15 protein-coding genes are annotated in these 12,982 nt (G+C 70.4%); 2 read left to right on the top strand and 13 right to left on the bottom strand.

From position 1 onward, the window contains the following. Positions 1-239 precede the first annotated feature (239 nt). Positions 240-1,166: a DMT family transporter gene (locus AruCF_RS21345; RefSeq protein WP_049075983.1), complete on the top strand. Its 927-nt coding sequence runs from the start codon at positions 240-242 to the stop codon at positions 1,164-1,166. Between the two features lie 19 nt (positions 1,167-1,185). Beyond that, positions 1,186-2,100, top strand: a complete 915-nt coding sequence (locus AruCF_RS29995; protein ID WP_235432694.1) for a hypothetical protein — start codon at positions 1,186-1,188, stop codon at positions 2,098-2,100. Positions 2,101-2,120: 20 nt separating this feature from the next. Here AruCF_RS29995 and AruCF_RS21360 read toward each other — a convergent pair whose 3' ends face one another. From AruCF_RS21360 to AruCF_RS21420, 13 genes are all read right to left on the bottom strand, one after another. Beyond that, positions 2,121-2,639: a lipocalin family protein gene (locus AruCF_RS21360; RefSeq protein ID WP_049075984.1), complete on the bottom strand. Its 519-nt coding sequence runs from the start codon at positions 2,637-2,639 to the stop codon at positions 2,121-2,123. An 11-nt stretch (positions 2,640-2,650) separates the two neighbouring features. Continuing rightward, positions 2,651-3,733, bottom strand: a complete 1,083-nt coding sequence (locus tag AruCF_RS21365) for an SAM-dependent methyltransferase (RefSeq protein WP_049075985.1) — start codon at positions 3,731-3,733, stop codon at positions 2,651-2,653. An 11-nt stretch (positions 3,734-3,744) separates the two neighbouring features. Continuing rightward, positions 3,745-4,512 carry a DUF1295 domain-containing protein gene (locus AruCF_RS21370; RefSeq protein ID WP_049075987.1) on the bottom strand — a complete coding sequence of 256 codons (768 nt, stop codon included), beginning with the start codon at positions 4,510-4,512 and terminating at the stop codon, positions 3,745-3,747. Further along, on the bottom strand, positions 4,509-5,024 hold the full coding sequence (locus AruCF_RS21375; protein ID WP_231891674.1) for a DUF2878 domain-containing protein: 516 nt from the start codon (positions 5,022-5,024) through the stop codon (positions 4,509-4,511). The genes AruCF_RS21370 and AruCF_RS21375 overlap by 4 nt, the downstream gene beginning before the upstream one ends. Then, a complete protein-coding gene (locus tag AruCF_RS21380; protein WP_049075989.1) occupies positions 5,021-6,295 on the bottom strand; it encodes an SAM-dependent methyltransferase in 1,275 nt (424 codons plus the stop codon). Before AruCF_RS21380 ends, AruCF_RS21375 begins: the two co-directional genes overlap by 4 nt. After that, on the bottom strand, positions 6,292-7,068 hold the full coding sequence (locus AruCF_RS21385) for a DUF1365 domain-containing protein (protein WP_049075991.1): 777 nt from the start codon (positions 7,066-7,068) through the stop codon (positions 6,292-6,294). Before AruCF_RS21385 ends, AruCF_RS21380 begins: the two co-directional genes overlap by 4 nt. Next, positions 7,065-8,330: an NAD(P)/FAD-dependent oxidoreductase gene (locus tag AruCF_RS21390; RefSeq protein ID WP_049075992.1), complete on the bottom strand. Its 1,266-nt coding sequence runs from the start codon at positions 8,328-8,330 to the stop codon at positions 7,065-7,067. The genes AruCF_RS21385 and AruCF_RS21390 overlap by 4 nt, the downstream gene beginning before the upstream one ends. 2 nt (positions 8,331-8,332) lie before the next feature. After that, positions 8,333-9,265, bottom strand: coding sequence for an acyl-CoA desaturase (locus tag AruCF_RS21395; RefSeq protein WP_049075994.1), 933 nt, complete (start codon positions 9,263-9,265; stop codon positions 8,333-8,335). 68 nt (positions 9,266-9,333) lie between these two features. Then, a complete protein-coding gene (locus AruCF_RS21400) occupies positions 9,334-10,077 on the bottom strand; it encodes a hypothetical protein (protein ID WP_049075996.1) in 744 nt (247 codons plus the stop codon). A 2-nt stretch (positions 10,078-10,079) separates the two neighbouring features. Next, on the bottom strand, positions 10,080-10,979 hold the full coding sequence (locus tag AruCF_RS21405; RefSeq protein ID WP_080977484.1) for an alpha/beta hydrolase: 900 nt from the start codon (positions 10,977-10,979) through the stop codon (positions 10,080-10,082). 58 nt (positions 10,980-11,037) lie between these two features. Continuing rightward, the gene (locus AruCF_RS21410; protein ID WP_049075998.1) at positions 11,038-11,709 is read right to left on the bottom strand and encodes an anti-sigma factor; all 672 of its coding nucleotides are present in this window, start codon (positions 11,707-11,709) and stop codon (positions 11,038-11,040) included. Next, positions 11,706-12,251: an RNA polymerase sigma factor gene (locus AruCF_RS21415; protein WP_049075999.1), complete on the bottom strand. Its 546-nt coding sequence runs from the start codon at positions 12,249-12,251 to the stop codon at positions 11,706-11,708. The genes AruCF_RS21410 and AruCF_RS21415 overlap by 4 nt, the downstream gene beginning before the upstream one ends. Before the next feature lie 205 nt (positions 12,252-12,456). Further along, entirely contained in the window at positions 12,457-12,831 is a 375-nt protein-coding gene (locus AruCF_RS21420) for a response regulator (protein ID WP_235432695.1), read from the bottom strand. Between the last annotated feature and the right edge of the window lie 151 nt (positions 12,832-12,982).

Here is a 12,982-nt window from a genome sequence, read left to right on the forward strand (position 1 = left end):
TCGAGGCGGCAATTCATGACAAGTGAAACAGAATGAGCGCGCGGCGTGAAGCCTGCCGCCACGCTGGCCCGCGCGGGCACGGCGGCGCGCCAGGCGGCCAGCGGCTGGCTGGCACGCAAGCGGCCGGCGGGTGGCCAGCTAAAATCCCGCCTGCGATCGACTCGGCCCCGCCGTTTCGACGTACTCCCCTTGCCCTGTCGCGCCGTGCGCGAGGCCTGCCGCCAGACTTAGAACGAGACATGAAAAATACATTGATGGCCACGCACCTGCGACTGGTCGGCATGGCGGCCCTGTGGGGCGCGTCATGGTCCTGGGGCAAGGTCGTGGCCCAATCGATGGCGCCGCTGGCCGCGGCCAGCCTTAGGTTCCTGTTCGCTAGCGTGGCGCTGGTGCTGTGGATGCACCGGGCCTCGGCGCTGCGCGGCCTGAAGTCGTTGACGCGCCACCAATGGCTCGGCCTGGCCGCCGCCGCGCTGGCCGGCGTGTTCGGCTACTCCAGTTTCTTCATGCTGAGCCTGCAGTTGGTGCCGGCCGGCAAGGCCGCGATTGTGGTGACGCTGAATCCCGGCGCGACCCTGCTGCTGGCGGCGATCCTGTTCCGCGAACATCTCAATGCCGCGATCCTGGCTGGCATGATCCTGTCCGCCATCGGCGCCTATATCGCCATCGGCGGCGGCGGCCCGCAGGCCGCCGCGGGCGCCGGCGTGGGCCTGGGCGAACTGCTGCTGCTCGGCTGCGTGGCGTGCTGGGTGGCCTACACCCTGGTCGGGCGGCTGGTGCTCAAGGGCGTGGACGCCCTGACCACCACCACGGTCACCACCGTGATCGGGGCGCTGATGCTGTTGCTGACCAGCCTGATGGTGGAAGGCGTGCCCGCCTGGGAAAAGCTGGGACAGGCGCCCGCCAGCGCCTGGGGCAGCCTGCTGGCGTTGGCGTTCGGGGCAACCGCGATTGCCTATGCCTGGTACTTCGAGGGCGTGAAGGCGCTGGGTGCCGGCGCGGCCTCCGGCTACATCACGCTGGTGCCCGTCTTCGGCGTGCTGTTCTCCAGCCTCTGGCTGGGCGAGGCCACCCCGGCGAACCTGTTCATCGGCGCGGCCCTCGCGATCTCGGGCATGGCGCTCATGCATGTCGGCCGGCGCCGGGCCGAGGCGCGCGGCCGCTGACCACCCTGACGGAGCTCCCATGCCCACGCCATACCGACGCTTCCTCGACCATCTGGCCGCGCGCGGCTGGACGGTGACGGCGCCCGCCGCCGCCACGGCGCCGCCGGCGTTCGCCGGCGCCTATGCGCCCTTCTCGGCCATGTTCGATGCGCTGTCCAACGCCGCCGGCACGCGCTGGTTCTTGAGCGCGAGGGACTACGCCGGCGACGCCGGCGACGACTTCCCCTGGGACGCCTTGCGCCAGATCAGCCTGGACGCGGCGCTGGACGCGGCCGAACGCCAAGCGGTCCAGGCGTTCTGGACACGCCATGCGCCCATTTACCTGAGCGTCGACGGCGACTACGAATTCCTGGCCATCGACCGCGAGAGCGGACGGATCGTGCATGGCGTCGAGCCGGAATTCGAGGACACCACCCCTGTGGCGGCGAGCCTGGACGCGCTGTTCCTGGACATGATGGCCGGTGGCGCGACGGCGGCGCTACTGGGGCCACCGGCCGACCCGGGCGCGGCGCCGGCCGGCGTCGAGGAGATCGCGCTGCGGCCCTGCACGCACGACGCCGTGTCGGCGCGGGAGGGCTGGCTCGATTGCGCGCAGGCGGACGGCGGCCGGCTAAGGCTGGTGCTGCCGACCGAGGATGCGCGCGAGGCGGCGACATTGCTGGCGCGCGCCCGCGTCATCGCCCAATCGCTGGCCGCGCGCCGCGATGCGGCGCTGCGCTTTCTGTGGCAGGCCGGCCGCCAGGCCGGTGATCCCGAACAGGCGCCCCCCGCCTTCATGGAAGGCTTCGCGCCGTCCGATCTGGTGGTCGCGCCCGATGGCGGCTACGTACTGCATCTGGCGCCGCGCGACGCGACCTGGTTCATGGCGGGCTATTGGCCGTCGGTGCGCTTCACCGACGGCGACGCGCCTGCCGGCTGGACCTGCGAGGCCTGAAGCGGCCCGGCCCGGGCAGCTCACCGGTCGCAGCGCTGGGGCACCTTGCGCGGGCTTTCCGTGTAGCCCAGTGCCGTCACCCTGCGCAGCAGATCGGCATAGACCGCGTCGTCCAGGCACGGCACCCGCGCCATGATCCAGACGTAATCGCGCTTGGAACGGCCGATGATGGTGGTCTGGTAGCCCTCGTCCAGGTACGCGATGACGTATTCGGCCTTGATGGGCCAGATGAACTGCATGCCCCACACCGCGTTGCCGGTGTCGGGCCGCACGGTCGCCACCGGGTGCATGGTGTCGACGGGCGCATCGAAGCTGCCATCCCGATAGCGAAAGTCGGTCTGCACCCGGCCGTCGGGCAGCAGCCGGTAGCTCTCCACCGCGTCATAGGCATTGCGCTCGGGCCAGCTGGGAATGTGCGCGATGACATACCAGTCGCCCATGAAGCGGTCCAGGTCGACTGCGGCAACCGGCGGCATGGGCGCCGGCGCCGCGCAACCGGCCAGGATCGCGGTGATGCCCGCGCAGAATGATCGCCACATCGCGCTTCTCCTCAAGGCCGCTCGAAGCGGTAGTGCGCCACGCCCCATTGCTGGCCGTCTTCATAGCCGAAGAGTTCGGCGCACGCCATCCAGAACATGCGCCAGCGCTGGTGCCACAGGCCGGCCAGGGGCGCGCCGTAGGCCTGCGCCAGCACTGCCCGCGCCTGCCCGCTGCGGGCGTCCTGGTTGGCAAGCCAGTGGTTGGCGGTGCGGGCGTAATGCGTACCGTCAAGGAACCAGCGCTCCTGCAGCCGCAGGTCATGCTGGAAATGCAACAGGGTATGGGCCGACGGCATGATGCCGCCGGTGAAGAAATGCCGGCCCATCCAGTTGTCCGCCCCTTCGGTCTCGAACGGATAGGCGCGCTCGCGGTGCGCGAAGATGTGCACGAACAGCTTGCCGCCGGGCCTCAGCCACCCAGCGATGCGCGCCAGCAGGTCCTGGTAGTTGCGCATGTGCTCGAACATCTCCACGGAGACGCAGCGGTCGTAGGCGGCCGCGGGCAACGACAGGACGTTGACGTCGCTGGTGACCACGCGCACGTGCGACCAGCCGCGCTCGCGGCAGCGCGCCTCGATGTGCTGGCGCTGGGTGGCGGAGTTCGACACCGCGGTAATACGCGCGTTGGGAAATTGTTCGGCCATCCACAGCGTCAATGACCCCCAGCCGCAACCCAGCTCCAGGATGTCCTGCCCGTCGGCGAGCTCGGCGCGCTCGCCATACAGGCGCAGCATGGCGGCTTCGGCCTGGTCGAGGGTTTCGCCGCCGGTCGGGTAATAGCAGCTCGAGTATTTCATGCGGGCGCCCAGGCAAAGCTGGAAGAACGCGGTCGGCAATTCGTAATGCTGGGCGTTGGCCGCATCGGTATGGATGGCAACCGCGCTGGCGCGCAGCGCCGCGATGAGCTGGCGATCGCGTTCGGTCCAGGCCTCGATGCCGCCGGCATATTCCTGCGCCAGGCGCTGAGCGCACAGGCGCCGCATGCCCAGGCGCAGCAGCGCGTCGGGCAGCAGGCCGCGCTCGGCCAGGCCGAGCAGGCCCGGCGCGGGACGGTCGGTGGCCAACGGGGTGTCGTGCAAAGTAGCGGTTGTCATGGCGAGCCTCGTCAGGATTTCGGAAACCACGGGAAGAAGGCGCTGGTGCGGCGTTGATAATCGCGGTAGTCGTCTCCGCGCGTGCGCAGCGCCTGTTGCTCAGTGAATGGAATGCCGCTGATCCAGCGCAGGAACACATACATCAGCAGCGGCCCCAGCCAGGCCAGCCACGCCAGCGGCGAGCCCCATGCCAGCGCCACGTAGCCGAACCAGTGGCACCATTCGAAGAAGTAGTTGGGATGCCGTGAAAAACGCCACAAGCCCTGGCGGCAGGTCTTGCCACGGCGCGATGGATCGTCGCGGAAGCGATCCAGCTGCCGGTCGGCGATCACCTCCCCCGTCAGCGCCGCCAGCCAGATCAGCAGCCCCAGGGCGACCGGCGCGCCTTGCGCCGGGCTGGCCCCCACCGCCAGGAACGGCAGGCAGAACAGCATGACCAGGCCCGCCTGGAACATGAACAGGCCGAAGAATTTGCCCTGGTGGCCATGCCAGTGCTCGCGCAGGGCGCGATAGCGGCCGTCCTCGCCCGCGCGCACACGGCGCCACAGGTGCCACGCCAGCCGCAGCGACCAGACGCCGGCCATCAGCGCCAGGGCCAGCCGGGCAGCCAGACTGCCCGAGCCGGTGGCGGCGATCAGCCAGGCCGCCGCGCCCATGCCCAGCGACCACACCACGTCGACGATGCCGGCGTTGGCGCGGCGGCGCTGCCAGCGCCAGGCCAGCGCCATGGCGATGACCATAGCGACCGCGATGCAGGACCATTGTTGCCAGGCCGTCATGGCGCCTCCCGGGTCCAGCGCCGCGCGCCCGCCGTCAGCGCGGGCAATGCCAGCGCCCAGCCCGCCGCCAGGGCCGCAGTGGCGCGCCAGGCCGGCGCTTCGAATTGCACCGGCTGCCAGCCGCGGGCGGCGCCCCAATAGGCCAGCGGCCCGCCCACCGCGCCGAACACGCAGGCCAGCCATGGCCGTGGCCGCAGGTAGGCCAGCGAGTGATTCAGTGTCAGCGCGAACGCGGCCCACAACGCCAGGATCCAGAGCGGCGCGGGCCACGCGTCGGCGGCATAGCGCGCCCAGCCCAGCGCGGACAGCGAGCCATCCAGCGCCACGCCGCACAACACGGCGCCGCCGGCCAGCCGCAGGTCGGCGCGCGCCGTCGCCGACGCCGCCAACTGCGCCGCGATGAACAACGTGGCGGCAACCACGCCCGGCCAGGCCAGGCCTCGGCCGGCGCCGATCACCGCGCTGAACCACACGATCTGGTAGCCGATCAGGTTGGCCCAGAAGCGCATCATGCGCCCTCCCGCACCCAGCGGGCGCCCGTGGCGCGCGCCTGGGGATGCGTCAACAGCAGGTGCGCGACGCCGATGGATCGTTCGCGAAAGCCGCCTTCGCAATACGCCAGATAGAACTCCCACAGACGGCAGAAACGCGCGTCGAAGCCTTGCGCCCGCGCCTCGGGCAGCCGCGCCAGGAAGCGCTCGCGCCAGGCTTGCAGCGTGCGCGCGTACGACAGGCCGAAGTCCTCCAGATGCACCAGCGCCAGGTCGCAGGCGCGCGTCTTGGCGCGCAGCATCGCCTCGATGGACGGGATGAAGCTGCCCGGAAAGATATGGCGCTTGATGAAATCCACCGAGGCCAGCGCCTGCCGGTAGCGGTGGTCTTCGATGGTGATGGCCTGGATCAACGCGCGGCCGCCCGGTTCGAGCAGGCTGGCGACCTTGGCGAAATAGGTTTCCAGGAAGTTGGCGCCGACCGCCTCGATCATCTCGACCGACACCAGTTTGTCGTATTGGCCCTGCAGGTCGCGGTAGTCCCGCAGCACGACGCTGACGCGGTCCTGCAGCCCGGCGGCGCGCACCCGCTCGATCGCCAGGTCATGCTGCTCGCGCGACAACGTCGCGGTGGTGACATGACAACCGTAGTGGCGCGCGGCGTGGATGGCGAAGCCGCCCCAGCCGCTGCCGATCTCCACCACGCGGTCCGCCGGCCGCAACTCCAGTTTGCGGCAGATCGTTTCCAGCTTGCGGTGGGACGCCGCTTCCAGCGTGTCGTCGCCATCGGCCCACAGCGCCGAGGAATACATCAGGTCGTCGGACAGGAACAGCGCGAAGAACGGGTTGCCCAGGTCGTAGTGGGCCGCGATGTTGCGCCGGCTACCCGCGCGCGTATTGCGATTGCCGGCATGCCAGCGCCGCAGCGCCCAGCCGGCCAACCGTGCCAGCCCCGACTCCATGGCGTCCAGCGTGTCGCGGTTGCGCACCAGCAGGCGCACCAGCCCGACCAGGTCATCGCAGCGCCACAGGCCGTCGCCATAGGCCTCGCCCGCGCCGACGCTGCCTTGCGCGGCCACCAGCCGGTAAAAGCCCAGGTCGCTGACGGTCAGGCGCACGCACGGCTCGCCGCGGCCCAGGGTAACGCTGCCCAGGCTGTCCTCGATCAGCAACTGGCCGTGGTCCAGCGCCCCCAGGCTGGCGAACAGGCGCTGGCGCAGCAGGCGGTCGAGCGATCCGGCGCGGCGGCTGGCCGCGATCGAGGCGTGTTCCGAGGGCGTCATGGGTTTCATCGGGGTTCTCCGTTGGGGGTGCGGGGATGGTCGTAGACGGGATTGCGCTTGAGCCACAGGCGCAGCGCCTGCCAATGAATGGCGCCGATGACCTGCAGCGTCATCAGCGGATAGCGCCACAGCAGGCGCGCCAGCGCCGCGCCGTCGAGCTCGCGGCGCCGCAGATCCAGGCGCGCGTCGAACTGCGCCACGCCCTGGCGGCTGACGCGCATGTGCACGCGCAGGTCGTCGGCGGGCGCGGTCAAGCGCCAGTCATAGGCGCAGTCCATCGGCATGAAGGGCGACACGTGAAAGCGTTTTTCGAAGCGCCAGGCCAGCGCATCGCCCTCGCGTTCGGCGCTGGCGACCGGCAGCACCACGCAATGGCGCTGCTTCCACGGGGTATTGGTGATCTCCGCCACGATCGCGGCCAGCGTGCTGCCGTCGGCGTCGTAGCAGTAATAGAAGCTCACCGGGTTGAAGACGTAGCCGGCGTAGCGCGGGTGCGCCAGCAGGCGGATGGGTCCGGCCGGCACATCTCCCAGGTGGGCCCGCAGGCGCTGCCGCACCGCCTGCGCCAGCGGCAGTCCGCCGTCGGCATCCAGATAGTCGGCACGGCGCCACTGCGCCAGGTTGGGCCGCTCCACCGACCACAGCCAACGGTCCTGGAACACCCGGTCGATCTCGTCCAGGTCCAGGTAGAGCTGCGCCATGCGATAGCCGAAGCCATGCGCATGCGGGTGATGGCGCCGATGCGTCACCCGGCCCTCGTAGACGGCGCTCTGCAGGTTCATGCCGCCTCCCGCGCCCAGACCCGCGGCCGTCCCAGCATGGCGCGCACCACGTCCAATGCGCTGGCCACGCCGTCCTCATGAAAGCCCCAGCCCCAGTAGGCGCCCACGTACCAGGTGCGCCGCCGGCCCGAGATCTCGGCGCGGCGCGCCTGCGCGGCCACCGCTTCGTGGGTGTACACGGGGTGGTGGTAGCGCATGCGCGCCAGCACCTGCGCCGGGTCGATGGCATCGCCGCGGTTCAGTGTCACGATAAAGGGCCGGGGCGATGCGATCCCCTGCAGCAGATTCATGCAGTAGCTGACCGAACAGGGCGCCTGGGGATCGGCCGGCACGTAGGCGTTCCACGCGGCCCAGGCCTTGCGCTGGCGCGGCAACAGGCGAGCGTCGGTATGCAGCACCACGTCGTTGTCCTGGTAGGCGATGGCGCCGAGCACCTGGCGTTCCTGCGGCGTCGCATCGGCCAGCAGCGCCAGCGCCTGGTCGCTGTGGCAGGCGAAGATCACTTCGTCATGGTGTTCCTGGCCGTCGCGCGTGATCACCTGCACGCCGACCGGCTGGCGCCTGACGGCGCGCACGGCACAGTTCAGCCGCTCGCGCACCGTCCAGCGCTGGCGCATGGCGTCGATATAGCGGCGCGATCCGCCTTGCACCACGCGCCACTGCGGCCGGCCGCTGATCCGCAGCATCTGGTGATTGGCCATGAACTGCACCAGGTAGCGCGCCGGGAATTCCAGGATGCGCGAGGCCGGCGACGACCACAGCGCCGAGGCCATCGGGATCAGGTGGTCGCTGCGGAAAGCCTCGCCGTAGCGGTTTTGCGCCAGGTATTCGCCGAGCGCGGGGCCCGGCTCCGGCGCGCGCAACAGGGCGGGCGATTCCCGGTAGAAGCGCATGATGTCGCGCACCATGCCCAGAAAGCGCGGCGACAACAGGTTGCGCCGCTGGCAGAACAGCGTGTCCAGCGAGGTGGCGTTGTAGGCCAGCCCGTCGGCCTGCTTGTGCACCGAGAAACTCATGGTGGTGGGCTGCGAGGCCACGCCAAGTTCGTCCAGCAACGCCGTGAAATGGGGGTAGTTGAGCGGGTTGTGAACGATGAAACCGCTGTCCACGGCATAGGACCGGCCGTCCTGTTCGACCGTGTGCGTGTGGGTGTGCCCGCCCAGGTAGTCGTTGGCCTCGTACAGCGTGACGTCATGGTCGCGCCCCAGCTTCCAGGCGCAGACCAGCCCCGCGATGCCCGAACCGATGATGGCGATGCGCATGTTCACTCCTTGGCGGCGGCCAGCGCCCAGGCCGGCACGGGCTTGAGGTCCCAGATGAGGCCGGCGGCGGCCAGCAGGCGCAGGCCGTACCAGGTGATGTCGATCTCATGGGCGCGAAAGCCCTGCCGCGCCGACCCCGGATAGAAATGATGGTTGTTGTGCCAGCCCTCGCCGAACGTCAGCAGCGCCAGCCAGGCGTTATTGCGGCTGTCGTCGGCGGTGTCGTAGCGCCGCTTGCCGTAGCGGTGCGCCAGCGAGTTGATGGTGACGGTGGCGTGAAACAGCGCCACCGTCGAAATGAAAAAGCCCCAGACCAGCATCTGCGGTCCGTTCGTGCCCAGGCCGGGCGCGACGCGCTCCAGCAGTGCGCCCAGTCCGTAGCAGCCCAAGGCCAGCGCCAGCGGCACCGCCGCGTCGAAGCGGTCGAGCCAGCGCAGTTCGGCGTAGCCGCGCAGGTCCGGCACGCGCGCCAGGTCGGTGGCGAAGGCGCGGCGCGTCAGGAACCAGCCCATGTGGCTCCACCAGAAGCCGTGGCGGCGCGGCGAATGCAGATCCTGCTCATCGTCGGCATGGCGGTGATGGTGGCGATGATGGGCCGCCCACCACAGCGGTCCGCGCTGCGCGCACGATGCGCCCAGCACGGCGAACAGGCACTGCATGGCGCGCGAGGTGCGGAAGGCGCGGTGCGAGAAGTAACGGTGGTAGAAGCCGGTCAGGGCGAACATGCGCACGGCGTACAACGCCCCCGCCAGCGCCAGCGCCGCCGGCGACACGCCGGTCCACAGCGCGCCCAGGCAGCCGGCGTGCAACAGGGCGAAAGGCAAGGCGCGGGTCCAATCGATGCGATCGGGGTCGCCGCCGGGCGCATCCTGCGCCTGTGTGTCGACCCAGCGTCGTATCGAAGCGGTCCAGCCGGTAAGAACGGAACGCATCATGGTGTCCTGTGTGAAACGTGTCGGGATATACGGGCACGGCGAGGCGCCGGATGCATAAGTGAAAACCCTTACTCGCAACGCGATACCAGCGGCGTGGCCGCCGCCGCGTCCAGGTCGCGCGCCGAGGGCGGCGGCCGGATGGCATCGGCCGGGAATTCGATGCGCACGGTCTGCGTGCCGCCGTTGCCGTCGCGCAGGTTGCTGGGCCCCTCGAACCGCAGCAGGCGCTGGCTGGCACTGTCGTAGGTCACGCGCAAGGTGGGCGCGGCAAAGCCGTACCAGGCGTCCAGCCGCAGGCGGAAACTGCGCTCGCCCTGGCCGGCGGCGTCGCGCGCCTGCACCGCCAATGGCAACCATTCCAGCCGGCTGGGCACCAGGAAGCGCGGCGAGGCTTCCGGCGGCTGCCAGTGGGCGCGCAGCCAGGCGTCGAAACCGGCATCGACCACGGGGTCGTCCACTTCCGGCAGCTTGCGGCTCTGCATCTCGGCGCCGGCGCGCGGCTGAACGTAAACGGTGCGTCCCCCCTGGCGGGTGTCCACCCCTTCGCGGTAACCGTCGCGCTGGTCATACAGGGCGAAATCCGGCGCCGGGTCGTCGATCCCGCCGCGCACCCATTTGCGCGCGAACGCCGCGCCGCCCGGGCAGCGGTACAGCACCAGGCGCTCCTGCCGGGCGCCTTCGCGCACCACCCAGTGTTCTTCGCGATAGCGCTCGGCGCCGTCGCGGCTGTCATAGGCGTAGCCAAGGTAGTGCTGGTTGGCGGACCAGGCGCACAGGGGCGCCAGCAGCACAAGCGCAAGCAGCGGTCGCATGGTCATTCTCCTTGGCCGCCGGGACAGGGCCGGGCCACGAACTCGCCCAGGTCGTCGAGCACCGGCGCGCGCCAGCGCAGCGGCCGCGACAGCGCGCCCACCAGCAGCTTGTGGCCCAGGTCGGGGTACTGCACCAGCCGCGCGCACGCGCCCGCCTCCCGCAAGGCCTGCGCCAGGCCGACACTGTTGCGGCGCGGGTCGACCGTGGTGTCGGCGGCGCCGGTCAGCAGCAGACCGGGCGGCGCGTGCAGGCTGGCGTGATGAATGGGCTGGGAGTCGGCCGGCGTGGCGGGATAGCCGAACACCGGGCGCACGTCGCGCGCCACGATGGGCAGGAAGTCATAGGGGCCGGCCAGGCCGATCCAGCCGGCCAGGGTCGCCGGGCTGGAGCCGGCGCCGCCCAGCCAGCGGCCGTCCAGCGCCAGCATGGCCGCGATGTAGCCGCCGGCGCTGTGGCCGGCAACGAAGACCCGCGCCGGATCGCCGCCATAGGCGTCGATATGCCGCTGGGTCCAGGCCACCGCCATGGCGGCATCGCGCAGGAAGTCCGGGTAGCCGGCTTCGGGGTAGAGCCGGTAGTCGGCGACGACGGCCACGATGCCGCGCGCCGCCAGCGCGTCGCCCACGAACCGGTAGTCGGCGCGGTCGCCGCTGCGCCAGCTGCCCCCGTAGAAAAACACCACCACCGGCGCGCGCGTCACGGCGGGCGGCCGGTAGATGTCCAGCCGCTGACGCGGCAACGGGCCATAGGCAACGCCCGCCGTGACGCGGCTGGCGTCGTCGGGCACCGCGCCGTTCAGCAGCGTCAAGGGCGAACAGGCGGCCAGCAGGCCCAGGGCCAGCGTGGCCAGGGCCGTGATGGCAAGCAGGCCTCGCGGGCCGGCGGCGATCCAGGAAGACATGGGGCACTCCGCAACGGAATACCCCCCTATACGCGGCCCGGCCCGCTTTGGATGCGGATTAGATCTTGAGCACGTCGCCGCTCATGATGACCGGCCCGGTGGGCTTGCCCGAAGGCGACCCGCCCGGCGGTTCCAGCGTGATGGCCAGGGTCTGCACCCCCTCCAGGCCCTGGGCGCGCGGCAGCGCCGTCAAGCCCTCGGGCGCCACCAGGCCGACCGACTGCGGCGCCTGTCCCGGCGGGATCACCCAGAGTTCCAGCGCCTTGCCGCCGGCGCGCGACGCCAGGTCCTGCAAGGCCTGGACGTGCAGGCCGCCGCGCTCGTCGGCGCGCACCACCAGCATCGCCTGGGCTTCCGGACTTTGCAGCACCGCCATCAACTGGGTGCGCGCGGCGCGGTCGACCTGCATGGGATAGACCACCACCCCGGCCACCAGCACCGCCGCGAGCGCGCCGCTGAGCACGCGCCAGAAGGCCAGCCCTTGCCAGCCGCGAGCGCCGCCGGGCTTGAGCCGCGATTCGATGGCGCGCCAGACGCGGCGCGGCGGCACCCGGGCGGGCAGCGACCACAGCAAGGGATAGATATCGTCTTCCCAGTCGCGCACCTGGCGGCGCAGGTTGGCATCGGCGGCCATCAGGCCCTCGAAACGGCGGCGCGCGCCGCCGCGCATGGCGCCGGCCACGTAGTCCGCGGCAAGCCGCGCGCGCAGCTCGGGATCGCTGTAGTTCATGACAGGCACCTCTTGAGCCGGTCCATGCCGCGCCGCACCCAGCTCTTGATCGTGCCCAGCGGCGCCTGCAGGCGGCGGGCGATCTCGCTGTGGCTGAGATCATCGAAGAAGGACAGGGCGATGGCGGTGCGTTGCGGCCCGTCGAGCTGTTTCAGGCAGTCGGCCAGGCGCTGTCCGTCCTGGTCGCGCTGCAACCGTTCGAACGGCCCGGGCGCGTCGTCGGCCCAGGCAAGTGTCAAGGCGCCATCGGCATCGGGGCGCTCCAGGTCAGGCTTGCGCAACAGGTCGATGCAGCGGTTGCGCACGATGCGCGTCATCCAGGTCATGACTTGGCTCTGCTCCGAAGAATAGCGGGCGGCATTGCGCCAGATATTGATGAAGCTGTCCTGGAGGACTTCCTCCGCCCAGTCGCTTCGCCGCAATATACGTACGGCGAGCGCAAACAGATGCGGCGAAGTCTGTCGGTAGAGTTCGGCCAGCGCGGATTCCTGGCCGCGGGCACAATCCTGTATCAAAGCCTGCAGACGAAGCGGGTCGGGCATGGCGGCTATCCGAGGTCACTGGCTATGCGATCGCGCGACGGGAAACGGCGCTCGGGGACGGATGTCTTGGAGCGCATGATACAGGCAAGTCCGCAGGCACGGTGCGGCCGGCGCGCCATCGCCGGCATGCCGCGAACCGCCAGCGCGCCCCGAGGCGCGCGCGGCCAGCCGGTCAGCGCAACGGCGTCGCCCGGCCCGGGCCCGCCTATGCGGCCAGGGCCGGCGCCGGATGCAGGCTGCGGATGGCGTGCAGCACGTCCTGCGGCTCGGCCGGCTTGCGCAGCAGCGTGGCGCGGCCGGCGCAGGCCGCTTCGAGTTCGGATTCAGGCCGACCGCTCAGCACCAGCACGGGGGTGTCGCTCAGGTAGGCGTTCTCGCGCATGGCGGTGAGCAGCGCGCCGCCGTCCATGCCGGGCATGGAAAAGTCGGTAATGACCACGTCAGGCCGCAGCTCCAGCATCTGCCGCAGCGCGGTCAGTCCGTCCGTGTGCGTCGCGACCTCGTAGCCTTCGCCGCTCAGGAACTCGCTCATCAGGGCGACCAGCGTGGGCTGGTCGTCGACCAAAAGGATTTTCGTCATGGTTGTTCAGGCCGGGGCCTTGGCGCAAGCCGAGGCGCGGGCGAATAGGCAAAGCGGGGGGAAGGCGCATGCTAGGACATGCCGGCCCTACAGAGGGGAAGCATTTGTATCCGTACGCAACAATTGGACAGACCCCTGTATAGTCGTCGTT

Origin of the sequence: Achromobacter ruhlandii (assembly GCF_002082135.1) — a bacterium.
Lineage (GTDB): Bacteria > Pseudomonadota > Gammaproteobacteria > Burkholderiales > Burkholderiaceae_B > Achromobacter > Achromobacter ruhlandii.